Raw genomic sequence first — 24,035 nt, 5'->3', positions numbered from 1 at the left:
CACGACCCTCAGCCTATCCGTGGTCACCGCCGTTGATCTGATCGACGGTGTGTTTCAGCAGCGGGCCGAGCACGGCCAGGCCGTCCTTCGCACCGCCGGTCGAGCCGGGCAGGTTGACGATCAGGGTGCGACCGGCCACTCCGGCCAGGCCGCGGGAGAGTGCGGCGGCCGGCACCCGGTCCCGGCTGTAGGCGCGGATCGCCTCGGCGATGCCGGGAATCTCGAAGTCGAGGAGGCCGCGGGTCGCCTCCGGGGTGCGGTCGGTCGGGGTGACACCGGTGCCGCCGCTGGTCAGGACCACGTCGACACCGTCGGCGACGGCCGCGCGCAGGGCCTCGGCGACGGGTTCGCCGTCCGGCACCACGACCGGGTCCGCGTCCACGTCGCAGCCGAGGTCGCGCAGTCCGGCCACCAGGCGGGGGCCGCTGGTGTCGGCGTAGACGCCCGCGGCCGCGCGGTTGCTGGCGACGATCACCCGGGCCTTCATGGACGGTCCTCCGGTCGTACCCAATCGCCGGTCTTTCCGCCTTCTTTTCGCAGCACCCGGACGCCCTCGATGCTCGCGGCCGGATCCACCGCCTTGATCATGTCGATCATCGCCAGGCCGGCGACGGCGACGGCGGTGAGCGCCTCCATCTCGACGCCGGTGCGGTCGGCGGTCTTGGTGGTCGCGGTGATCTCGATGGCCGCGTCGGCGACGGTCAGATCGACCTTGACCCCGTGCAGGCCGATCGGGTGGCAGAGCGGAATGAGATCGGGAGTGCGCTTGGCGCCCATGATTCCGGCGAGCCGGGCGACGGCCAGCGCATCACCCTTAGGCACGCCTTCTCCGCGCAGCAATGCGATCACTTCGGCGGTGGTGACGACGCGGCCGGCGGCGATCGCGCGGCGGGCGGTGATCGTTTTCTCGGAAACGTCGACCATGCGCGCTGCGCCCGTCTGGTCGACGTGAGTAAGCAGGGATTCCTCGGGCATACCGGGAGTTTATAGAAGGTTCCCTGAAACTCCGGTTAGGTCACTCGCCAAGCGGGCATCACAATGAATTTTCTACTTCAAATGTTCATGATCTATGCGCAGCTCAGCGTGGGTGCCGCATTATTGATAAGGCAATCGGTCTATCAATCCGGAGGGTTATTGAAACTGTACGGAGTGCTACGCACGGAGTCCTAGCCTCGTGTTTTTTCGAAGTAGCGGAGAGTTTGGTCTCCAGGACGCCCTGTAACGGTGTTCCGACCATTTCTCGCTTTCTGCGCATACCGACATAAAACGGTTCCCAACGTCTTCAAGCGTGCATAACGTCTCTCCCGTCGCGACGAACGAAAAGATCCGCGAGGCCTTCGTTTTCTTTTCGGCCTCACAACGCGAGGAGAGACAATGCGAAGCCACACCTGGGAGTGAGGTAGTGCGCGGACAGGCGCGCATGAATACGCTTGAGCCCGGGATCGAACCCGTAGAGCTCGGCGACAGGACTACTCCGTTGCACACGCGAAGCTCCAACGACGACGCGACCGATCGGCAGCTGAAGCTGCTAATCGGTCTCGTCGTCGTTCTGGCGGTAGGTGTGACCACATTGGGTGTCCTGCATGCGGTCGCCACACGAGCAGCCATACCCAATCCACTCGTGCTGATCCTGATCTACGCGATCTCGGTGATCTCGTTCCGGATCAAGATCGTGATCCGGGTCGGCTCCAACCAAAGCGGCTACACCTGGGTCGACGTTCCGGTCATGGTTGGCCTCGTCCTGGTGCCGGTGCCGTGGGTCATTCTTTGCGTCGGCGCCGGCATGGCCACTGTGCGCATCCTCAACCGTGCCGATCCGCTCCGAGCCGCCTTCGTCGTCGCCAAGGAAGTCCTGGTGATCGGCGCGGCCGGGGCCACCATGCTGCTGCTCGGCGCCCAGCCCAGCGTCGATCACCCGCAGGCGTCCATCACCGCGATCGTCGTCGCATACCTCGTGTCGTGGCTCGTTGACGACCTTGTGTTCTACCCCGTCATCGCGGTCGCCTCCCGGCAGACCATCCGCAAGCTCTACCGCAATGACCTCGGCGAGCAGGTCATCTTCCGCGCTGCCACCCTGGCCACCGTCGTCTACATCATCGAGGTGCTCGTCCTCGGGGCCAGCCTCGTCATGCTGGCCTTCGTGCCGATCCTGGTGGGCTGCCTTTATCTATGGCGGCTGCGCCGGCTGCGCACCCAGCAGGAACGCGACTCGTGGCGGCAACTCGCCGACACCACCGACGAGCTCAGCTCCGTCGACCTCAACCAGGTGCTGCACATCGGCGCAGCGCAGGGCGCCAAGCTCTTCTCGGCCGCCGAGGTGGAGATCGATCTGACCGCGTCCGGTGTGGACCGAGTGGTTCGGGCCGGCACCGATGGCGTGCTCTACGACGGGCCCGGGCCCCGCAAGTTCGACAGCGACCTGTCGATCACCACCGAGCTGGAGACCCGCGACCGCAGTTATCAGGCCGGCGCGCTGGTCCTCGACTTCGACGGCAAGGTCAAGCTGACCGAGTTCGAGCAGTACAAATTGAAGACCTTCGCGTCGGCTCTCTGCACCGCGATCCGCAATGCCGCGGCGTACGCCGAGCTGCAGCGGATCAGCGAGCAGAATGCGTACGACGCCGCGCACGACCCGCTCACCGGCCTGGCCAACCGCCGCGAACTGTACGAACGGGCCGAGGAATACTTCGCCGGCCGCACCGAGGACGGTGTCGTCGCACTGTTGCTGATCGACCTCAACCACTTCAAAGAGGTCAACGACACGCTCGGGCACGCGGCCGGCGACGCGGTGCTGCGCGAGGTGGCCCACCGGCTCGACGACGCGGCCGCCCCCGGTGACCTGGTCGCCCGGCTCGGCGGTGACGAGTTCGCCGTCCTGCTCGTCAACCTCATCACCCCGGCGCTGGCCACCCACCGCGCCGAGCAGATGCTCAGCTCGCTCGAGACCACCCTCGAGGTCGAGGGCATGCAGATCACCGTCGAGGCGGCCGGCGGCATCGCGCTCGCCCCCGGCAGCGGCGGCATCAACGAGCTGATGCGGCGCGCCGACATCGCGATGTACCAGGCGAAGCGGGCCGGCCAGCCGACCGCGACCTACGCCCACGCCCAGGACACCGCCGACGTCGAGCGGCTCATGCTCGGCGGCGAGTTGCAGCGGGCGGTCGCCGAGCGCGAGTTCGTGGTCGACTTCCAGCCGATCGTCGACCTCGGCAGCGGCGAGGTGATCTCGGCCGAGGCGCTGGCCCGCTGGCAGCACCCGGAGTACGGCTACCTCACCCCGATGCAGTTCCTGGAGACGGTGGAACGCTCCGGCCAGCTGCCCGCGTTCGCCGACGCCGTGCTCGACCAGGCACTGGCCGCGTCCGGGGTCTGGCGGGAGGCCGGCTTCGACCTGCCGATCGCGGTCAACGTGTCACCGCGCAGCCTGCTCGACTCGCGCTTCCCGGCCACCGTGCTGACCCGGCTGGCCAGCCACGCCGTCCCGCCCGACCGGCTCGTCCTGGAGCTGTCCGAGACCCTGACGATCAGTCAGCTCGACACCGTCGGCCGCGCCCTCGACGAGTTGCGCGAGGCCGGCGTACGCCTCGCCCTCGACGATTTCGGCACCGGCGTCTCCCCGCTCTCCGTCCTCTCGCACATCCCGGTCAACCAGCTGAAGATCGACCGAGGGTTCATCACCGCGACCGAGACCTCCTCCGAGGCCGCCGCGGTGATCCGCTCCACCGTCGACCTGGCCCGCAGCCTGCACCTTGCGGTGATCGCGGTCGGCGTGGAGAGCGAACCGCAGCGGCATGCGCTGTGGGAGCTGGGCTGCGTGGCCGGCCAGGGTCACCTCTTCGCCCGCCCGATGTCCTCGATCCGGCTGCTCGGCGCGCTGCAGCGCGGCTCCGGCGGCCGGCCGGGCGCCCTCGCGGCGGCATTGCACGACGAGGGCTCGGTGGTGCGGATGCCGCGGCGGCGGGCCTCCGGTTCCGGCCGCACGACCGGCTGATACCCCGGTTCTGACACACTTGCCGGCGTGACCAACCCCGCCATTCGCCTGCTCACGCGCATCGATCAGGCTCGCGGGGGCCGGGCGTCCGACTTTTTTCTGTACGCCCTGTCGGCCGCCTTCGCCTTGGTCACGGCACTCACCTCCACCCTCCTGCCGCACCGGGCCTGGGGCTGGATCGCCTTCTTCGGGTACGCCGCGGCGGCCGTCGCCGCCTTTCTGATGCGCCGCCTCCTGCTCGCCTGGCTCGCCTGGGTCGCGGTGGCCCTGCTGCCCCTGGTCGTCGAGGCCGTCCAGCGGGCCGGCGGGCGCACCGACCGGGCCCAGGAGGAGGTGCTGGTCGTCGAGCGGATGGGCGAGCGCCTGCTGCACGACGGCACGCCCTACCTGGGCCGGGACGCGATCGCGGCGCTGCCCGTCGACGACCGGCTGATGGGTTATAGCCCCTACCAGCCCGGGATGGCGATCTTCGGGCTGCCCCGGGCCGTCTTCGGCGACTTCTGGTGGACCGACGCGCGGGTGTGGTTCGCGGTGGTGACCGCGGCCGCCCTGGTGCTCGCCGTCCGCCTGCTCGGCTCCTCGCCGGCCATCGTGCGCGCGGTGCAGGCCGCCACCGTCTTCCCGATCTGCGCGCTGACCCTGGCCACCGGCGGCGACGACATCCCGGTCATGGCGCTCTGCCTGCTGGCCCTGGCCCTGGTGGCCGCCGACCGCTACGGCTGGGCCGGGGTGGCCGTCGGCGCGGCCGCGGCCTGCAAACTGTTCGCCTTCCCGATCGTCGCCGTCCTCATCGTGCTGGCCATCGCCAACCGCCGGTGGCGGGCGTTACTGCCCGGCGCGGTCGGGCTACCGGTCCTCGTGCTGATCCCGCCGTTCCTGGTCGACGCCGACGCGTTCGTCGAGAACGTGCTGCGCTTCCCGCTCGGCCACGGCGTGGTGACCAGCCCGGCTCAATCACCGCTCCCCGGCTACCTGATCGCGCAGAACCTGCCCGCCGGCCGGATCATCGCGGCGGTCCTGCTGGCGGCGGTGGCGGTGCTCATCGGTCTGTACCTGCTGCGCCGGCCGCCGCGGACCGCCGCGGCCGCCGCCCTGATCAGCGGCTGGGGTCTGCTGGCGGCGATCCTGCTGATGCCCACCACCCGCTTCGGCTACCTGCTCTATCCCGTCGCGTTCCTGGTGTGGGCGCCTGCTCTGACCTTTCCGGCCGCCGTGCACACACAGCAAGCACACAGCCGGACGCCGCCCGGAAGGTGACACAGCCTTGTACCGTCTGTGAGATGCAGATGACCTGTCCGAAGTGTCACGGCGAGATGCGGGTTTACGAGCGCAGCGGCGTCACGGTCGATCAGTGCACCGAGTGCCGCGGCATCTTCCTCGATCGCGGTGAGCTCGAAAAACTCTTCGAGGCCGAGTCGAGCTGGAATAGCCGGCAGGCCCCTCCGGCCCGGCCCGCCGCCCCGGCCGCACCGATGGCACCGCCGCCGGGCGCCTACACTCCGCCGCCCCCGCCGGTCCACGGCGGTTACGGGGCGCCGCCGCCCGCCTACGGCCAGCCGGTCGCGCACGGCTACCCGGCCGCCGCGCCGGCATATGGACATCACGGCCACTACCGGCAGCACGGTCACCATGGCCACTACCGCAACAAGCGCCGCAAGGGTTTCCTGGGCGAGCTCTTCGACTGATCGCCGCGCTTTGGGAGTCGGCGCCGGCTTCCGTTTCGGGGCCGCGGTTGCCCTGGCCCGCGTTTCGCGGGTCGGGGCTGTGTCGGCTCATGGCCATGAACCGTCGTCGCGCAGGCGGCCGGCCGGGCCGTCGCCGGTCAGCAGGCCGGTCACGGCCTCGTCCAGGGTTTCGCCGACGAACCAGTCGCCGGCCTGGTCGAGCGCGAAGACCCGGCCTCGCTCGTCGATCACCAGCAGAGCGTCGCCGCCCTCGACCGCCAGCGGGAAGACCGGGGTGGCGATCACGTCGGCGAACTCGGTCAAGGCCCGGTGCTGGCGGGCCGCCGGTAGCGGGTCGAACGTCAGCAGGCGGATCGCGCGGCGACGGCCCGGGCCGCGGCGACCGCATCGCACCCCGGCGAATTCGGCCAGGGCCCGCCTCGCCGCGGGGAACGCCGGTCGGCCACTCACCTGCTCGGCCCCCTCGATCGCCGCGGTGAGCGGCAACTCGACGCCCAGCCAGCCGCCGCCGGCCAGCACGCGGGACACCTCGGGCGGGAAACGGCCGGCCGGGCCGTCGAAGCCGTGGTGCCACCCGGCCGCGAACGCCAGCTCCGACGGCGGGAGCACCCCCAGACCCACCAGCACCGTCAGACAGGTCTCGCAGGGGCGGATGGGTGCGCCTGCGTCCGGGTCGCCCTGGTCGCGTACGAGAAAAGCGCTGAGCCGGCCGCCTTTTGAAGCTTGTGCCTGTTCGTGCAGCGCGTCGGAGACCGCGATCAGCTCGGCGTGGCGCTCGGCGCCGCGCACCCGCGCGGCCGCCGGAATCGCGCCCAGCCCGGCCGCCACCAGCGGGTGGTGGTTGATCTCCTGATCGCCCTTGGCGCCCTGCGCGCGGAACAGCCGACCGGCCACGATCAACTCGGCGACGGTGGTGGGGCTGGGCCGCCGGCGCGACGCCCGGCGCAGGGTCCGCCACGGGTCGACCGTCGCGGACGGTTTCGGGCGGCGCTGCCGGTAAAGCTCGGCGATCTCGTCGGCCGGGATCGCCGGCCACGTCGACAGCGTGCCCGTCTCCCGGTCGATCACCGTGCGGGCCCCGTCGCCGGGCAGCGGCAGCACGTCGGGCGCCGGCCGTGTCCAGATCACCCAGCCGAGATCGAACTCGGCGAGCGCGGGCTCACACCCGTACCCCCGCTGCTCGGCCTCGCCACGCGCCCAGCGCGCGGCGATCTCCTCGGCCTCGATCCGAGTGATCATCGTGAATTCCTTCCTTGTGCGGAATGAAGTTACCGGATCGCGCAACGTGACCAAGCCCGGTAAAGTCACCACGTTCGATGGGCGGCCGAACGGGAGTGGCGACCGTGGCAAAAACTACGGACCGCGACGCCTACCAGGCGTTTCGTGGCCAACCGGCAGGGGTTTGCGGGCGAAATGCCCCGCTCGATTCTGATCTGGACGATCGTCGGCGCCGCCTCGCCGCCGCACCGATTTCGGTCCACCGACGCGTCTCACCGTCCCTCGATCGGCACATCTATCGGGCATCCGACAGTGGGCGGCGCGCGGCCTCTCTCGCGGCCCCTCTTGTCGGCTCGGCCGCTCGTTTGATCGCCGCTCGTTTGATCGCCGCTCGTTTGATCGCCGCTCGTTTGATCGCCGCCCGCTTGGCCGCCGCCCGCTTGGCCGCCGCCCGCTTGGCCGCCGCCCGCTTGGCCGCCGCTCGCTTGATCGCCGCCCGCTTGATCGCCACCGCCGAGGCCGGTCCGCGATGACCGACGACGACATCGAGTTCGATCCGGCGTGGCAGGGTGCGCGTCTGCTCAGCGCTGCCGGGCGTGAATTAGGTGCGCAGCGTCATGACGTCGGCGCCGCCGGGACGCCCTGGGGAGCGGATGAGGCGGGCCGGGCGTTCGAGCGGCGGTACCGCGAGGTGGAGACGCAGGTCCTGACCGCATGGGAGCAGCTCGCGGCGTATGTGGAGAGCCTCGGCGACGTCGCCGCCCGCGCCGCACAGGACAATCTGGACAGTTTGGATACCGCGGCAGCCGCACACGGTCGCCGGGAGCGACCGTGACCGTATTACCCAGCCCGATCCCGCACCCGCTCGACCACCGCCCGTTCGACGTCCCGCGATGGGCCGACGAAGTGATCGGCTGGGTGGTCGCCGACTGGCCGTCCGGCGACGAGGCCGCCACCTGGGCGGTCGCCGACCATTGGTTCGCGGTGGCGGCCGGCCTGGCGGCGCCGCACGAGGCCGCCTTCGCCGGAGCAGCGCAGATCATGAGCGGCTACGGCGGTGCCGGCTTCAACGACGCCTGGCAGCGCCTGGCCGGCGTAGCCGACGCCCCCCTCAATTCGCTGATCGAGATCGCGCACGAGCTGGGCGGGGTGGTCGAGGAGTGCGGCCGCGACCTGGAGGCGGCCAAGCTGGCGGCCTGGATCGAGATCGGCCGGCTCCTGGTCGAGCTCATCGGCATGGCGATCATGACGGCTCTCACGCTGGGCGCCTCCGCCCCCGCGGCCGGCGGCCTGGTCGTGGCCACCCGCATCACCGTCCAGCGGATCTTCGAGCGCCTGACCGGCCAGCTCGGAGCCGAGGCCGTGGCCGGAACGGTCGCCCATGGCGGTGGCCGTCCGGCGCCCCCGGACTCGCCGCCCAACGAGACCGCAACGCGCCGGCTCTTCCCACCCACATCCGCAACATTCGAGTCCGCCAACTCGGCGCCGAGCACCTGGGCCGCCGACACCCCGGCCCCGGACTCCCGGGCTGCCGAAACCGCCTCGAAGTCCCGAGCCACCGGCGCGCCCTCGTCAAACGTCCGCGACACCTCCCGCGCTGCTGACGTCTCCGCTTCGAACGCCCGGGCCGGCGACATCCGCGGTGCAAGCACCCGTGCTGCAGACCTCACTGCCTCGAACGCCCAGATTGCCGATGCTGCCGCTGCCGACACCCGGCCCGCCGGGTTCTCCGCTCCGAACTCCTCAGCCGCTGACGGGCCGCCGGGGCGGCCGTCGAGGCCACCGGGTGGAACGTCGGAGTCGGGCGGGTCCGATGCCGGCAATACGACGCGGCGGATCGAGGTGCCCGACGCTGGGCAATCTCGGCAACGCGGGATCAGCTCAGCGGGTGTGTTGCGGCGCTCCTACGGGTCGGCCGCCGGCGGACCGGCCAGCGGCGGACCGGGCGGCGGACCGGGCGGCGGCGCATCGGCCGGCGGACCGGGCGCCGGCGGACCGGCCAGCGAAGCATCGGGCGGCGGACCGGCCAGCGGCGCATCGGCCGGCAGCGGACCAGCAGGCGGGAGCCCTTCGGCCGCCGGGGCGGTCACGAGGCGGATTCCACGGTCCGAGTTGGAGCGGATTTCCGGTGCACTCAAGGCCGGGCGAGGCCGGGTCGCGTCCACCGAACCCGGTTCGCGAACCACCGCGATCGTGCCGCCCACCAGCCGGGATCGCTCCGGCGCAGCCGACCCGTCAGGCATAACCAACCTGTCCGGCTTGACCAACCTGCATGGTCCAGCGAGCTGGCACGGCACGGCGAACCCAGCCGGCCACGACAACCCGACCACCCTGGCCCGTTCGCCCGGTCCAGGTCATCCAGCCGGTCCAGGTCAGCCGGCCGGTCCAGGTCAGCCGGCCAGCCAGGCCAGGCCGGGGTTCACGGCTCATCCGGCCCGGCCTGCCAATCCGGCTGGTCAAGCCCTTCTGTCCGGCTCGGCCTTCCGGTCCGACCTGGCCACCCCCGGGGCCGGCGGGCCGCCGGCGGACGCGTTCCCGTTCTCTGGCGCGTCGGGAACGGTCAGTGCCGGGACGAGTTCCTCACGCAATCAGCCTCTAGAACATTTCGGATATGCCGCCGATGTCCAGCGATATGAATATCGCGGCTTCCTCGCTGCCGTCGCGAACGACACCAGGTCGCGCATTCGCGAGTTGGGGCGGCTGGCTGACCAGGAGACTCTCACCGGCTCGACCCGGCGCGGCGAGGAGCTGCGAAACCGAGCGACCGAGCTTCGCACCGTCCTTGCCCGGATCGAGGCGACCGAAGCCGACGTCGCGTCCGGCGAGCTCGACCCCGCCGTCGTCGCGGCCCCGGCCGATCCGCCGGCCGGCCGTGAAGGGCCCGGTGGCGAACACTCGGCCGGGCCCGGCGACGCCGGTAACGACGAGTGGTTCGCGCCGGCCGAGGACGACGGGTCGCTGCCGATCGACCGGACCCGGCTCTACGACACGTACGGGGGTTTGCGGGCGCCCCTCGCCGTACATCAGAAAGCTCTGGAAGACGCCGTGCCGCGAGACGGCGACGGCCGCACGTCGCGGCTGGCCGATCCGCGGTCGGGCTGGTTTCGGCTGGTGAACGACGGCGGCCCGAAGGCCGACCCTACGCGCGGCTTGAACTGCGTCGACGGGGTGTTGTCGCTGTTCAGTACCTATCTGCACGGGCGGCCGCGGGTAGCGGCACCGCGAACGTTCGATGCCTACGCCGCCGGCGACCCGAACCGCCCGGTAGGCGGCGAATGGCACGGTTTACGAAGGATAGAGCTGGCGACGGGTACGACGTTCCAGAACCTGTGCCCCTTCCTCGGCGGCGCCGCCCCCGACGTGGCCCGGTCCGCCGTCGACGCCGCGATGCGGAATCTCGCCAACCACCTGCACAATTCGGGCCACGGCGCGTTCGCCTTCATCCTGACCGACCTGGAGGGCGGTGGCTGCCACGCCTGGGCGGCCGCCAACCACGACGGCACGATCCTCTTCCTGGACCCGCAGGTAGGCCGGATCAGCGAGGAGATCCCGCTCTACCGCCACCACGGCGCTCCGTCCACGGCCAACGTCGTCTCGATGGACGCCCTGGTCGTCGACGGCCAGGGCGAACCGGCCCCCTTGCCCTACCACGGCCCGGGCCAGTGGAGCACCGCCTCGGTGCTGCCCCTCGGCTCGACAAGCCCGGAAGAGGCAGCCCCAGGCCACTCCTAGGCGGTCAGACGATCGCCATGTCGACGAAGCGGGACAGGTGCAGCTGCGCCGCCACCGTGATCGTGTCGGTCGGGCCGTTCCGGTGCTTGGCCACGATGAAGTCGGCCTCGCCCGCCCGCGGTGACTCCTTGTCGTAGTAGTCGTCACGGTGCAGCAGGATCACGACGTCGGCGTCCTGCTCGATCGAGCCGGACTCACGCAGGTCGGACAGCTGCGGGCGCTTGTCGGTCCGCTGCTCGGGACCACGGTTCAGCTGGGACACCGCGATCACCGGGCACTCGATCTCCTTGGCCAGCAGCTTGAGACCACGGGACAGCTCGGAGACCTCTTGCTGGCGGCTCTCGGTCTTCTTCGGCGACGACATCAGCTGGAGATAGTCGATGACCAGCATCTTGAGGTTGTGCCGCTGTTTGAGCCGGCGGGCCTTGGCCCGGATCTCCATGAGGTTCATGTTCGGGGTGTCGTCGACGAAGATCGGAGCCTCGCTGATCTCGCCCATCCGGCGGGCCAGCTTGCTCCAGTCGTCATCGGTGAGCTGGCCCGACCGCAGCACGTGCAGCGGCACTCTGGCCTCGGCCGAGAGCAGCCGCATCACCATCTCGATCTTGCTCATTTCGAGCGAGAAGATGGCGCTGGCACAGTTGTGCCGAATCGCCGCATTGCGGGCGAAGTCCATGCTCGCGGTCGACTTACCGAGACCGGGACGGCCCGCCACGATGATCAGCTGACCGGGGTGGAGGCCGTTGAGCAATCTGTCCAAATCGGAGAAACCGGTCGGCACGCCGCTCATCCCGCCGCCCGCCGCGCCCACCGCCTCGATCTCGTCGAGGGTGGGCTGCAGCATATCGCCGAGGGCCGCGAAGTCTTCGCTGACCCGTTTCTCGGTGACGTCGTAGATCGCCTGCTGGGCCAGGTCGACGATGTCGTCGACATCGCGGCCGCCGTTGCCGCCGGCGCCGTAGCCGAGCTGGACGATCTTCGTGCCCGCCTCGACCACGCGGCGCAGGATCGCCCGTTCGGAGACGATGCGCGCGTAATAGGCGGCATTCGCCGCGGTGGGCACGCTCTCGATCAGCGTGTGCAGGTAGGGCACGCCGCCGATGCGCTGCAGGTCGCCCGAGTCGGAGAGGGCCGCGGCCACGGTGAGCGCGTCGGCCGGCTCACCCCGCCCGTACAGCTCGAGGATGACGTCGAAAATCGTGGCGTGCACCGGCCGATAGAAGTCGTGCACCTTGAGAATCTCGACCACGTCGGCGATCGCGTCCTTGGACAGCAGCATGCCACCGAGCACGCCCTGCTCGGCCGCGACATCCTGCGGAGGCGTCTTGTCGAACCCGCCGCTGTGACCGCCACCACTGTGACCGCCGCCACTCGGGCCATCACCATTCTGGCCGCTTCCGCGCGGCGGACCGCCGGTCGCCGGCTGTGCCGGTGGCCGTGACTCCGGCCGTGCGTCGTCAGTGATCGACACCCCGGACCCTCCTCCACTCGGCGTTGCTCATGTGATCAAACAGCCGGGGTATGACACTTTTGGCTGAACCCGTCCTTGATCAGGAAAAAATTGCTCGATCAAGGCGGCCCCACTCTACGAACACTGCCGCCACCTGCCCAACTACGCCGGTGGACGAGCCTTGGGACAACCTGTGGACATCCCGCCCCAGCCTGTGGGCAGGCCTGTGTACAGCCTGGGGACAACTATTGGCACGCCACGACATGTGCCTTATCCAGCAGCAATAACGTCGTCCCCACCTGTGGAGATGGAAAAAGAAGCCCCGCGTGAGCAAGCCATCGCCCGGAGGCGTTGCGGTTCGGACACTTGCACGTCACGCTTTCTGGGTGGACCAACGGGAATGGGACTACGGCGCTCGCATGCCGCGCGATCGCCGCGCGGCGCAGCCGTGGCCCGCCCAGAGTCCGGAACGCACCGATATTTCCGATCCTGAGCCGAAATGGGCATCACTGACCGACACCGGCAGCATGGAGCCCAGCGCCGAGGCTCTCGCCTGGCAGCGCCGCGCCGACGCGTGGGCGCAGCAGACCGAGTCCGATCAGTCGCAGGCGGTCGAGCCGACCGGCCGCTGGTCCGACGTGGCCAAGGGCCGCCCCGCCTTCCCGGCCGACGGGGTGGGCTGGCGCAGCGAGACCGCCGAGTGGCGCGCCGCGGGCGCACGCTGGCGGCAGACCACCGAGTGGCGGTCCACCACCGGCTCGCACGGCTGGCGTTCGACCACGGAGGCCTGGCAGACCGGCGGCGAGAGCTCCTACCAGCCACCCGTCGAGACCCCGGCCGCCCAGCCGGCCATCTCGAACACGCCGTGGTCGGCCCCCGAGGAGGCCGAGCCGCGCCCAGCGTGGCAGCAGTTCACGTCGCCGACCACCGACAATTCCTGGCAGCAGACGCCGTCCCGGCAGCAGCCCGCGCCGCGGCCGCCCGCCGAGAGCTCCCCCTCCTGGCAGCAGCTCGTCGATCCGAAACCCGAGCAGCCGACCTGGAACGGCGGTCGTCGCCAGCCCTGGCAGCGGGACGCGATCGAGGGCACCGCGACCTGGAATGATCAGGCCGACAACCGCGCCGCGTCGACCGGCGCTGCGCCCGACTCGGAGTCCATCTCCGACTGGCTGCGGATGGATGATCCGGTCACCGAGAAACCGAGCTGGCAGACCCCACGCGACGACGGACGCCACCTGGTGCGCGAGGACGACCGCGCCGCCTGGCGGCGAGACGCGGATCCGGGTGCCGGGTCACCGCCGGTCGGGCGCCGCCGGGCCCCCGAGGGTGGTTCAGGCCCTTCCGGGGGTACGGGTTGGGCCACGCGCTCCGATTCCGACAATTGGGCCGGTCACACCGACACGGGCAACATCCCGCTGTTCGCCGACCCGGCGTCCACCACCACGCCGCCCTGGTCCACCGGCACTCGCACCGGCACCGGCCGGCATGACGGATCGACCGGTCGCCGTTCCCTGCCCTCGACGCCGGACGAGCAGGCCGGCCATCGCGCCGGCGCCTACGACGAGCCCGGTCGCCGTTCCCGCCGCGACGAACCAAGTTCCCGCAGCGTCTCGGTGCCGATGCCGCTCAGCTACGACGACCGCCCAGGTGGCCACGCCGCCGAGGCGCCCCCCGCCCCGCGCCGAAGCCGCTACGCCGACGAGCCGTCCGCAGCCGAGCCGCCACGCGGTTACGCTGCCGAGCCGCCCGCCGCGCCACCACGCGGCTACGTCGCCGACCCACCGGCGTCCGCCCCCACCACCGGCTTCGGCCGCGGCGCCTACCCAGCTGACCCGCCGGCCGCCGCGCCGACCACGGGCTTCGGCCGTGGGGCATACCCGGCCGACCCGCCGCCGGCCGCTCCGACCACCGGCTACGGCCGAGGCGCCTACCCGGCTGACGCGCCACCGGCCTCCTCGCCGACGACCGGTTTCGGCCGCGGCGCGAGCTATCCCACCGAGCCTCCGCCCGCCGCTCCGACCACCGGCTTCGGCCGCGGCGCCGCGGCCGGCTACCCGGTCGAGCCGCCCGCCTCCGCCCCCACCTCGAGCTTCGGCCGCGGTTCCCGGCCCGCTGACCAGCCCGGCCGAGGCGCCCGCCCGGCCGATCAGCCCGGCTACGGCCGCGGCACCGACCAGACCGGCTACGGCCGGGACGGCGCGGCAGACCAGGCGGCCTTCAACCGAGGCGCCGGCCCGGCCGACCAGGGCGGCTTCAGCCGAGGCGCCGGCCCCGCAGACCAAGCAGGCTTCAACCGAGGCGCAGCCCCCGCCGACCAGGGCGGCTTCAGCCGCACCAGTGGCCCGGCTGACCAGGCAGGCTTCAGCCGTGGCGCGGCCCCGGCTGATCAACCCGGCTTCGGCCGCGGCGCAGGTCCGGCCGACCAAACCGGCTTCAGCCGCGGTGCCGGCCCCGCGGACCAGGCAGGTTACGACCGTGCCGGCGGCCCCGCAGACCAGGGCGGCTTCGGCCGCGGCGCAGCTCCCGCGGACCAACCAGGCTTCGGCCGAGGTGCCGGTTCGGCGGACCAGGGCAACTTCGGCCGCGGCGCCGGGCCGGCAGACACTGGCGGCTTCGCCCGCGGCGCCGGCCCAGCGGACCAGGGCGGCCTAGGCCGCGGTGGCAGCCCGGCCGACCAGGGCGGCTTCGGCCGCGGTGGTGGCCCCGCCGACCAGGGCGGCTTCAACCGAGGCGGAAACCCCGCTGACCAGGCCGGCTTCGGCCGCGGTGCCCGCCCGGCCGACCAGAACGGCTTCGACGGTGGTGCCCGCCCGGCCGACCAGGGCGGCTTCGGCCGCGGTGGTGGCCCCGCTGACCAAGGCGGCTTCGGTCGCAGCGGAGCACCGGCTGATCAACCCGGCTTCGGCCGTGGCGGCGGGCCCGCGGACCAGACCGGAATCGGTCGTGGTGTCGGTCCGGCCGACCAGGGCGGCTTCGGCCGTGGCGCGGCGCCGACTGATCAGCCTGGCTTCGGCCGTAGTGGCGGCCCGGCCGACCAACCCAGCGGTGGCTTCGGCCGCGGCGCGGCCGGCTATCCGGCCGACGCCGCCGTGTCGTCCACCGGCGTCGGCCGCCGGCGCAGCCGGGCCGAGGTCGACCCGGCCGAGTCCGGACGCTTCGCCGACGACGACCGCGGTGGCGCCGACGCTCGCAGTGGCCCGGCCGGCCCGGGCGGTCGTCGTGGCCGCCCGGATGGACCGCGTCCGCCCGCAGGTGGTCCGCGTCCGCCCGCGGATGGTCCGCGTTCCGCCGACGGCACCAAGGCCCGTTACAACTCGGTGCGGGACGACTGGCGCGAGCACACCGGTTCATGGGCCGCCGAGCCCGACACCAGCAGCTGGACCCGCGACCCCGACACCGGCCAGTGGAGCCGCTCCGACGACGACCCGCGCGTGCAGGCGTGGCGCCAGGAAGCCTCCCGCCGCGAGTCGACGAACCACGGCAACCCGCCGCGCCTCGCCCTCCCGGCCGGACCGTCCGCTTCGGACGACGGTGGACGCGGAAACCGCCGCGACCAGGACCAGGACGACGACTGGCGCACTCCGCCCGGCCGGGACGGCGGCCCGTCCAGTGCACCGCGCAGCGCCATGCCTTCAAGCTCTCCGCGCAGCGCGATGCCATCCAGTGCCCCACGCAGCGCGATGCCATCCAGCGCGCCGCGCAGCGCGATGCCCTACGGCTCCCCGCCGCCCGGCGGCGAGCCCGGCTACCAGGACCGGGACGAACGCGGCTACCGGGGCCGAGAAGATCGCGGCTACCCCGGCGGTGCGGAACGCGGCTACCCCGGCGGCGAGCCCGGTTACCCCGATCGCGGCGAGCCCGGCTATCCCGGGCGCGACGAGCCCGACTACCCGGAGCGCGGCCGAGGCCGTGGCTCGGACGCCCCGGCCAACGCGCCGCGCAGCGGCACCGCCTACGGCAGTCCGCGCCGGGCGCTGCCCAGCGCCGCCGATTACGGCAACGCCCCGACCAGCGGTCCCAGCTACGGCGGGTCAGGTTCGGCTTACGGCGGCGAAGCGGGCTCGACCTACGGCGGTGGAGCCGGCTCCACCTATGGCAGCAGTGCCGCAGCCGGCGGACCGACCTACGGCGGCGCCGCCCCGACGAGTGGCACCGCTTACGGTTCCCCGCGTCGCGAGCTCCCGAGCGGCCGCTCCCGCCCCGACGACGCCACCGCGTTCGGCGGCCCCCCGGCCGGCGGCCCGACCTACGGCGGTGCGGCCGCGCCCGCGAGCGGTCCGACCTACGGCACCGCCCGCCGTGAACTGCCCAGCGGTCGCGCCTATGTGGACGAGACGAGCGCCGCTCCGAGCAGCGCGGTTGCCTTCGACGCACCCGGTAACGCACCGCGCAGCGGCGTCGCCTACGGCGCGCCCGGCAATGCCCCGCGCAGCGGCGTCCCCTACGGCACCCGCCGCAGACCCGAGGAAGCCGCGCCCCCCGACGACTGGCGACGCGACTTGGACCCCGAGGCCGCCGGCCGCCGACGGGTCGAGGAACCGGCCGGTGCCGACGATTGGCGCCGCGACCTGGATCCGGACGGGGCCGGCCGCCGACGGGCCGAGGAACCGCCGGGTGCGAACGACTGGCGCCGCGACCTCGACCCCGAGAGCAGCCGGCAGAGCCGGGGATTCGACGCGGCCGCCGAGGCTCCGTCCTGGACTCTGGGTGAGCCGGCCAACAAGGACCTCAGTTCCTGGCGGCTGACCGACGACCCCGAATCCGGTCGCGGCTCAGCCGGTTATCGGGAGGGCGGCGCCGACGACTGGCGCCGAGATCTCGCCGATCAAAGCAATCTCGCCGACGGTGAGTCCCGGCGCTACGGCACCTCGGATTACGTGCCCTTTCGGTCGAGCGGCTCAGCCGCCGTCGCGCAATCCTCAAACTTATCCTCCACGTCGACCTCGCTGATCTCGCCGGTTCCGCGCGAGCAGCGGGACGGCCGGCCGCAGTGGTCCGGCGGCTTCCAGAGCAGCTCCACCGGCTCGTACGAACGACGGCCGGTGACCGGCAGCTTCCCGACGATCCGGAAGAGCGACCTGCTCGACCCGGACGACGAGGAGGATGACCAGGACTCGGGTGGCCCGCTCGCCGCGGTCGGCTACACGGTGATCTGGTACGGCGTACCGATCGTCCTGTTCATCATCTACATGCTGGTGGTCGACACCGGCTCGAAGTCGCACGCGCTCGACACGCTGTCGGGTGCCGCCCCGCAGTTCCTCACCTCGCTGGTGCTCAGCGTGCTGGTGGCGGTCGGCCTGCGAAAGTTCAGCACCTCGTGGAAGGCGATCAGCGTGGGCCTGGCGGCCGCGGTCGTCGGCGGCGGCCTGGCCACGGTGCTGGCCTCGGCCATCACCGGCAACAGCCTCAGCTGAAAGACCGGCCAAAAGGACCGGCCGCAGCGGATCAGCTGGGAAAGCGATCGGCGCGCCGGGCCGAAGCCCGACGCGCCGTCGACGCGATGAATCGCGGAACTACTTGGCGGCCACCACGTTCACGGGGAACGTCGCGGTCACCTCGGGGTGCAGCTTGACCTGCACGTTGTACGAGCCGGTGGTCTTGATGTGACCCGGCAGCTCGAGGCGACGACGGTCCAGCGACGGCCCGCCGGCGGCCTTGACCGCGTCGGCGATCTCGGCCGGGGTGATCGAGCCGAACAGGCGTCCGCCGTTGCCGGAACGCGCGCTCAGCGTGACCTTGAGGCCGGAGAGCTGCTCCTTGACCTCGTTGGCCTGGCCCAGGTCGCGAATCTCGCGGGCGTCACGCGCCCGCTTGATGACGACGACCTGCTTCTCGGCACCCTTGGTCCACTGGATCGCGAAACCCTGGGGCAGCAGGTAGTTACGGCCGTAGCCGTTCTTGACCTCGACGATGTCGCCGGGAGTGCCGAGACCGGACACTTCCTGGGTGAGGATGATCTTCATGTCCCGGACCCTCCTCAGCGCGCCGTCGCCGTGTACGGCAAGAGCGCCATCTCGCGGGCGTTCTTAACCGCTCGGGCGATCTGCCGCTGCTGCTGGGAGGTCACTCCGGTGACCCGGCGGGCACGGATCTTGCCCCGGTCGGAGATGAACTTCCGCAGCAGAGCGGTGTCCTTGTAGTCGATGTAGGTGATCCCGTCCTTGTCGAGCGGGTTCACCTTCTTCTTCGGCTTGCGAAGCGCCGCAGCCTTAGCCATTGCTTACTCCTGAACTCGTTGCAGCCCGTTACGGGCTAGAAGGGAGGCTCGTCGTCGAACGAGGAGCTGCCACCGCCGGAGCGGCCGCCCTGGGCCGGAGCTGCCGTCGCCCACGGGTCGTCGAAGTTTCCTCCGCCGCCACCGCTGCTGCTGCCGCTACCGCCGCTGCTGGGCTGCCGGGTGGTGCCGGCCCCACCGCCACCGCCACCGCCGCCGTTGGAGGCGCCGAAGCCGCCACCCCCAGCGCCGCCGGTACGGTTCATCCGCTGCACCTTCGCCGTGGCGTATCGCAGGGACGGGCCGATCTCGTCGACCTCGAGTTCGTAGACGGTGCGCTTCTCTCCCTCGCGGGTCTCGTAAGACCGCTGGCGCAGCCGGCCCTGCACGATCACCCGTGAGCCGCGTTGCAGCGACTCGGCGACGTGCTCGGCAGCGTCACGCCAGATGTTGCACGCAAGGAACAGTGGCTCGCCGTCTTTCCACTCGCCTGACTGACGGTCCAGGGTCCGCGGCGTGGACGCGATGCGGAACTTGGCAACCGCCGCACCCGACGGGGTGAAGCGCAGCTCGGGATCGTCGGTGAGGTTCCCGACGATCGTGATAACGGTTTCTCCTGCCATGATCTACTCCTCGCCGCTGTTCTCGTTCGTAGGAGGTTCTCAGAACCCCCTGACAAAAACGAGGCTCAGCGGGTCTCGGGCCGGATGACCTTGGTACGCAGGATGTTCTCGTTGAGCCGCAGCTGACGGTCCAGCTCGGCGACGGCCTCGGGGGTCGCCTGAAGGTCGACGACGGCGTAGATGCCCTCTGCCTTCTTGTTGATCTCGAACGAGAGCCGGCGACGGCCCCAGACGTCGAGCTTCTCCACCGAGCCACCCGCGTTCGTGATCACCTTGAGGTACTGATCAAGCGACGGGGCGATCGTGCGCTCTTCGAGCGACGGGTCGAGGATCACCATGAGTTCGTAATGACGCAAGACGTTCTCACCTCCTGTGGGCTTTGCGGCCACGGTCTCTCCGTGGCAGGAGGTCTTGTGTCGCTCGCAATGCTCCGTCGAACCCCACAAAAGGGCCGTGGGACCAAAACTGCCCACGGCGAAGGCACTGCGAACCGAGCAAGCATACCCAGGCGGGCCGACCTGCCCAAATCGCACGTACACGAAAGGACCCCGTCCGCCGACGGGGTCCTTTTCCGTTCAGCCGCGGGGCGCCCGATCCGCTTTCGCTGGGTGGGACCTGGGGAGGAACGACCACACCGATGAGGTTGGACGCGGCCGCCCCGCGGAGCTTGTTGATGACAACGTTACGCCATATTTGCCCGGTTTGCACGCTGCGACACGATTGCCCGAATTGCTGCCGCACCGACCCCCATCACGCACACCGCCGCGATCAACCCGAGCAGTCCGATCGGCGTGGACTGCCGCATCGGCACCGTCGCTGCCACCGGCTCCGCCGCCGCGATCTCGGTGGACGGCGGGCTCACTGCCGCCGGCACGGCCTGCTGCGTCACCGGCTCCAGATCAAGCTGGGGTACGTCGGTGACAAGCGTCTTCTGGTCGCCGGGCGGCATACCGGCGAACGCGGGGTCCGGGCTTCCCGGCGTACCCGCCACGGTCTTGGTCTTGATCCGTGCGGTGCCGCCGCCATGTGGCATGCCCTGCGCCGCCGGGGTGACCGCCGACGTCCGCTGCCCCGGCCTCCGCACCCCGCGATGACCCGATTTCGTGGACCCGCCGGGCCGCGCCGCCGTCGAGGCCGGATCGGACAGGGTGCTGTTGGTGACCGCCCCGGACGACGCGTCCGACGAGTCCGACGACGCGGCGGCCGGGGCGCTCGAGTCGCCGCCGGACGGCACCGGGGTCGGGTCCGGCATCGCCGCCGACGCCGACGGCGAGGCCGTGACCATCAGCGGCGAGACGTCCTCGCCGAGCGGGCAGTTCGGCTTGAGCGTGACGGCCGTGGTTCCCCGGCGGAACACCACGTCGGTCGCGGCGTCGTCCGGCAGCGTGCCCTTCGTGTCCCCACTCAGCTGCAGCTGCGCGCTGTAGCCGGTCCGGTTGACCACCCGCACCATGCTGTCGGGCGGCACCACCATCGACTCGACGTCGGGATGCGAACGACAGTTGAGAGCAACGAACCCGCCGCCACCGAAGGTCACCTGCCGGCCACCCTCGTCCAGCTGTTCGGCACTCGCCGTCCCGTTCATCATCAGCGGCGCCCCGAAGATCAGCGCCCCCAGTGCCAACGCTGTGACCCGGTATCGGAACTGCCGCGACATGACCATCTCCCAGTTCGGCCGGCAAGGTCTCGATGAGGGCTAACGAGGTCCGCGGCGGCGCGGTGACGCGCGCCGGGCCGGACTGTCGTACCGGGGCCGTAGTCTCTTCCCATGCGCATCGGAGCTCATGTTGATCCCACCGATCCCCTGGAGGCGGCCGCCGCCCGCGGTGCCGACGCCATCCAGTTCTTCCTGACCGACCCGCAGGGTTACAAATCCCCCAAACCGCGAGAAGACGCCGCGGCCCTGCGCGAGTCCGAGGTGGACATCTACATCCACGCGCCCTACATCGTGAACGTCGCGTCGCCCAACAACCGGATCCGCATCCCGAGCCGCAAGCTGCTCATGGCCCATGCCCGGGCCGCGGCCGAGCTCGGCGCGAAGGGCCTGATCGTGCACGGCGGCCACGTCGGCAAGGACGCCGATCTGGCGGCCGGCTTCGACAATTGGCGCAAGGCCTTCGAGTATGCGGAGAAGGACGGCGGCCTTCCGCTCCCGATCCTGATCGAGAACACCGCCGGCGGCGACAACGCGTGTGCCCGCCGCTTCGACGACCTGGCCCGCCTGTGGGATGCGGTGGCCGGCTTCGGCGCCGGTTTCTGCCTCGACACCTGCCACGCGTTCGCCGGCGGCGAAGACCTCGTCGGCATCGTCGACCGGGTCAAGGCGATCACCGGCCGGATCGACCTGATCCATGCCAACGATTCGAAGGGCGGATTCGACTCCGGTCAGGACAGGCACGACAACCTCGGTAATGGCAAGATCGACCCGGAGCTGGTGGTGGCCGCGATCCGGGCCTCCGGAGCGCCCGCCGTCGTCGAGACGCCGGGCGGGGCCGAGGGGCAGACCGCCGACATCGCCCTCCTGCGGGAGCGGGCGAGCCGCTGACGCGCCTGGTTAACGGGGAGGACCATGACCACCGACCAGCCGAAGCAGCCCACGGCCCCCAGCCCGCCCGCACCCCGCGCTCCCGAGAAAGCCCCAGAGAAGGCGTCGGAGAAGGCGTCGGAGAAGGCGTCGGAGAAAAGCGCCGAGAACACTGCTGAGAAACCGGCGGCGACGCGGCAGGGTGACCTGTCGCCGCCGGCAAAGCCGTTGGCAACCCCACCGGCGAAGCTGCCGGATGGCTCCGCGCGTCCGATGTCCGAGGCCGCTCGGGCCGCCCTGGTCGACAAGGCGGCCGCGGACGTCCCGGCCACCTCGCAGACGCTGACCCAGCCGGCCGTGACCGATTCCGGTCGGACGGGCCGGCGACGCTTCCTGGTCTTCGGCAAGCGGCCGGCACCGGCTCCCGCCGCTCCCAAGATCCCGGCACAGGCCGCGCCACCCCCGGTCGGTGCCCTGGCGGCCGCCGCGAAGAGCGCGGCCGGTCCGTCGTCCGATGTGGCCACTCCGGGCGTCAAGCTCAAGGAACCGCTGCCCAGCGATCGTCCGGCGCACGCCCCACCGGACCCGTGGACGGCGTTCGCCACCGCCGCCGAGCGTGGCCCCGGCCGGTTGCGCCGGGCCCTGCGCGCCGTCGGCCGGGCCCTCATCCACGAGTACGCCGTGGTCACCTACATCGCCCTGGCCGTCGCCGTGGCGCTGACCTGGCCGACCCTGCAGTACCCGCTGCACACCCTCCCGCAGGATCTCGGCGATCCGGCCCGGCAGGCCTGGCAGATCGCCTGGAGCGGGCACATCCTGCTCACCGACCCGGTCAAGCTGTGGCAGTCCAACGCGTTCTTCGGCCAGGTCAACAGCTTCGCCTTCGGCGACAGCCTGCTCGGCTACGCCCCGGCCGGCATGATCGGCGAGGGCCCGCTTGCCGCCGCGCTGCGCTACAACATCCTTTTCGTGCTGGCCCACGCGCTGCTGCTGATCGGCGCCTACGCCCTGGTCCGCCAGCTGGGTGCCGGCCGCACCGGCGCCGCGGTGGCCGCGGTCGCCTTCGCGTACGCGCCGTGGCGGCTCGCCCAGGAGGGCCACCTCGACATCATCTCGGCCGGCGGCATCCCGCTCGCCCTCGCGATGCTGGCCCGCGGGCACGGCTGGTCGATGCGGCGCGGCTTCCGGCCGACCCACCGCAGCGCCGGTTGGGCGGCGGCCGGCTGGCTGATCGCGGCCTGGCAGGTCAGCCTCGGCTTCTCGCTCGGCCTGCCGTTCCTCGGCGTGCTCGGCCTGATCCTTCTCGTTTTGCTCGTCCGGGTGCCGATCCGCTGGTGGCGGCGGCCGGTCGAGCGCCCGGTGCTGGGCTGGCGGCTACTGATCACCGACACCCTCGGCCCGCTGATCGTGGCCGGCATCGCCGCGGTGATCGCCCTGCCCTACTTCAAGACCGGCGGCACGGCGACCGCCACCGCCGAGATCAGGTTCTTCTCGCCGCCGCTGCGCAGTCTGCTGATCGGCCCGGCCGAGTCGCGCGTCTGGGGCGGCGCCCACGCCGTGCCGCGATCGTCGCTGAGCTGGCCGGCCGAGATGTCGCTGCTGCCGGGCTTCGTGCTCTACGCCCTGGCGCTGGCCGGCCTGGCCTTCTCCATCTGGACGCTCTGGCAGCGGCTGTTCCTGCTGGCCGGTCTGGCCGGCACGATCATCCTGGCGCTGGGCACCAACTTCTTCGAGGGTCGCTGGACCTATCTGCCGCTCTTCGGTCACCTGCCGGCGTCGCTCGGCACCCGGATCCCCGGCCGCCTGATGCTCTGGGCGACCCTGCTGCTGGCGGTGCTGGCGGCCGGTGCGGTGGCCGAGTTCGTCCGCCGTGCCGATCACTGGGCCGAGCTGCGCATCCCGCCGTGGCCGGGCCCATGGCTGCGGACAGCCACCCTGATCCCGCTGGTGCTGGTGCTGGTCGAGGGCTGGAATTCCACCACCCATCCGATCGTCCCCGACCAGCCGGCCGCGATGCGTACGGTCACCGGCCCGATGCTGGTCCTGCCGACCGCCGAGCTCACCGATCAGATGGTGATGCTCTGGTCCACGACCCGCTTCCAGCAGATCGCCAACGGCGCCGGCGGTTTCGCCGCCGGCCGCCAGGCCGACCTGCGCCGCATCGCCACCACGTTCCCTGACCAGGCGAGCGTCGACTACCTGCGCTCCGAGGGCATCACCACGGTCCTGCTGCTGCGCGACTACGTGACCGGCACGCCGTGGGAACGGGCAGGCGACATCCCGGTCGACTCGCTCGGCATCACCCGGGAGGACCTGGACGACGCCGTCCTGTTCCGCCTGACCCAGCCGGCAACGGACCAGAACAGCACCCAACAGCCCGGCACCCAACAGCCCGGCACGCAGCAGCCCGGCACGCAGCAGCCCGGCGGCACCACCCAGCCCGGTCAGGAAGTCTTCCCGACCCAGCCGGGCACCATCCAGCCCACCCAGCCGGGCGGCGACCTCTTCCCGACCCAGCCCGGCCAGCGCGCTCTCGCGGCCCAGCCAGGCTGAGCCGGCACGCACAAACGAAAAGGGCAGCCGACCCCGGTCGGCTGC

18 protein-coding genes are annotated in these 24,035 nt (G+C 71.4%); 8 read left to right on the top strand and 10 right to left on the bottom strand.

The annotated features are described in order from the left end of the window. Window positions 1-13: 13 nt before the first annotated feature. Together Adu01nite_RS33390 and moaC are read right to left on the bottom strand one after the other, a co-directional pair. On the bottom strand, window positions 14-487 hold the full coding sequence (locus Adu01nite_RS33390) for a MogA/MoaB family molybdenum cofactor biosynthesis protein (RefSeq protein WP_203732986.1): 474 nt from the start codon (window positions 485-487) through the stop codon (window positions 14-16). Next, on the bottom strand, window positions 484-975 hold the full coding sequence (moaC, locus tag Adu01nite_RS33385; protein ID WP_203732984.1) for a cyclic pyranopterin monophosphate synthase MoaC: 492 nt from the start codon (window positions 973-975) through the stop codon (window positions 484-486). Before moaC ends, Adu01nite_RS33390 begins: the two co-directional genes overlap by 4 nt. A 445-nt stretch (window positions 976-1,420) precedes the next feature. Here moaC and Adu01nite_RS33380 point away from each other — a divergent pair, with 445 nt between their 5' ends. From Adu01nite_RS33380 to Adu01nite_RS33370, 3 genes are read left to right on the top strand one after another with little or no spacing between them, the layout of a single operon-like run. Next, the gene (locus tag Adu01nite_RS33380) at window positions 1,421-3,991 is read left to right on the top strand and encodes a putative bifunctional diguanylate cyclase/phosphodiesterase (protein WP_203732982.1); all 2,571 of its coding nucleotides are present in this window, start codon (window positions 1,421-1,423) and stop codon (window positions 3,989-3,991) included. Window positions 3,992-4,018: 27 nt separating this feature from the next. Next, window positions 4,019-5,248 (top strand): glycosyltransferase 87 family protein, encoded by a 1,230-nt coding sequence (locus Adu01nite_RS33375; RefSeq protein WP_203732981.1) that lies wholly within the window; start codon window positions 4,019-4,021, stop codon window positions 5,246-5,248. A gap of 23 nt (window positions 5,249-5,271) precedes the next feature. After that, window positions 5,272-5,676 (top strand): TFIIB-type zinc ribbon-containing protein, encoded by a 405-nt coding sequence (locus Adu01nite_RS33370; RefSeq protein WP_379130234.1) that lies wholly within the window; start codon window positions 5,272-5,274, stop codon window positions 5,674-5,676. An 87-nt stretch (window positions 5,677-5,763) separates the two neighbouring features. Here Adu01nite_RS33370 and Adu01nite_RS33365 read toward each other — a convergent pair whose 3' ends face one another. Both Adu01nite_RS33365 and Adu01nite_RS33360 read right to left on the bottom strand, forming a co-directional pair. Then, window positions 5,764-6,915 (bottom strand): SUKH-3 domain-containing protein, encoded by a 1,152-nt coding sequence (locus tag Adu01nite_RS33365; protein WP_203732979.1) that lies wholly within the window; start codon window positions 6,913-6,915, stop codon window positions 5,764-5,766. Window positions 6,916-7,189: 274 nt separating this feature from the next. Continuing rightward, window positions 7,190-7,405, bottom strand: coding sequence for a hypothetical protein (locus tag Adu01nite_RS33360; protein ID WP_203732977.1), 216 nt, complete (start codon window positions 7,403-7,405; stop codon window positions 7,190-7,192). Between the two features lie 18 nt (window positions 7,406-7,423). Between Adu01nite_RS33360 and Adu01nite_RS33355 the strand changes: the two genes are divergently transcribed. Together Adu01nite_RS33355 and Adu01nite_RS33350 are read left to right on the top strand one after the other, a co-directional pair. Next, window positions 7,424-7,729: a hypothetical protein gene (locus Adu01nite_RS33355; RefSeq protein ID WP_203732975.1), complete on the top strand. Its 306-nt coding sequence runs from the start codon at window positions 7,424-7,426 to the stop codon at window positions 7,727-7,729. Continuing rightward, the gene (locus Adu01nite_RS33350) at window positions 7,726-10,626 is read left to right on the top strand and encodes a toxin glutamine deamidase domain-containing protein (protein ID WP_203732973.1); all 2,901 of its coding nucleotides are present in this window, start codon (window positions 7,726-7,728) and stop codon (window positions 10,624-10,626) included. The genes Adu01nite_RS33355 and Adu01nite_RS33350 overlap by 4 nt, the downstream gene beginning before the upstream one ends. A 4-nt stretch (window positions 10,627-10,630) precedes the next feature. Here the strand turns inward: Adu01nite_RS33350 and dnaB are convergent, their stop codons facing one another. After that, window positions 10,631-12,097, bottom strand: a complete 1,467-nt coding sequence (gene dnaB / locus Adu01nite_RS33345; protein WP_203732971.1) for a replicative DNA helicase — start codon at window positions 12,095-12,097, stop codon at window positions 10,631-10,633. Window positions 12,098-12,462: 365 nt separating this feature from the next. Between dnaB and Adu01nite_RS33340 the strand changes: the two genes are divergently transcribed. Further along, window positions 12,463-17,490: a hypothetical protein gene (locus Adu01nite_RS33340; protein ID WP_203732969.1), complete on the top strand. Its 5,028-nt coding sequence runs from the start codon at window positions 12,463-12,465 to the stop codon at window positions 17,488-17,490. Window positions 17,491-17,589: 99 nt separating this feature from the next. Here the strand turns inward: Adu01nite_RS33340 and rplI are convergent, their stop codons facing one another. From rplI to Adu01nite_RS33315, 5 genes are all read right to left on the bottom strand, one after another. Continuing rightward, complete coding sequence (rplI, locus tag Adu01nite_RS33335) at window positions 17,590-18,039, bottom strand: 50S ribosomal protein L9 (RefSeq protein WP_203732967.1); 450 nt, start codon at window positions 18,037-18,039, stop codon at window positions 17,590-17,592. Between the two features lie 14 nt (window positions 18,040-18,053). Beyond that, a complete protein-coding gene (gene rpsR, locus Adu01nite_RS33330; protein WP_007073789.1) occupies window positions 18,054-18,293 on the bottom strand; it encodes a 30S ribosomal protein S18 in 240 nt (79 codons plus the stop codon). A gap of 35 nt (window positions 18,294-18,328) precedes the next feature. Then, entirely contained in the window at window positions 18,329-18,913 is a 585-nt protein-coding gene (locus Adu01nite_RS33325; RefSeq protein ID WP_203732965.1) for a single-stranded DNA-binding protein, read from the bottom strand. 65 nt (window positions 18,914-18,978) lie between these two features. Continuing rightward, window positions 18,979-19,269, bottom strand: a complete 291-nt coding sequence (rpsF, locus tag Adu01nite_RS33320; protein WP_203732963.1) for a 30S ribosomal protein S6 — start codon at window positions 19,267-19,269, stop codon at window positions 18,979-18,981. A 326-nt stretch (window positions 19,270-19,595) separates the two neighbouring features. Next, window positions 19,596-20,570 (bottom strand): hypothetical protein, encoded by a 975-nt coding sequence (locus tag Adu01nite_RS33315; RefSeq protein WP_203732961.1) that lies wholly within the window; start codon window positions 20,568-20,570, stop codon window positions 19,596-19,598. Window positions 20,571-20,681: 111 nt separating this feature from the next. Here Adu01nite_RS33315 and Adu01nite_RS33310 point away from each other — a divergent pair, with 111 nt between their 5' ends. Both Adu01nite_RS33310 and Adu01nite_RS33305 read left to right on the top strand, forming a co-directional pair. Then, window positions 20,682-21,458 (top strand): deoxyribonuclease IV, encoded by a 777-nt coding sequence (locus Adu01nite_RS33310; protein ID WP_203732959.1) that lies wholly within the window; start codon window positions 20,682-20,684, stop codon window positions 21,456-21,458. 24 nt (window positions 21,459-21,482) lie between these two features. Further along, complete coding sequence (locus Adu01nite_RS33305) at window positions 21,483-23,990, top strand: hypothetical protein (protein WP_239132880.1); 2,508 nt, start codon at window positions 21,483-21,485, stop codon at window positions 23,988-23,990. Window positions 23,991-24,035 lie beyond the last annotated feature (45 nt).

It is taken from the genome of Paractinoplanes durhamensis, assembly GCF_016862175.1.
GTDB lineage: Bacteria > Actinomycetota > Actinomycetes > Mycobacteriales > Micromonosporaceae > Actinoplanes > Actinoplanes durhamensis.
The sequence above is the reverse complement of the archived record's forward strand: the minus strand, read 5'-3'. Positions and strand labels throughout refer to the sequence as shown.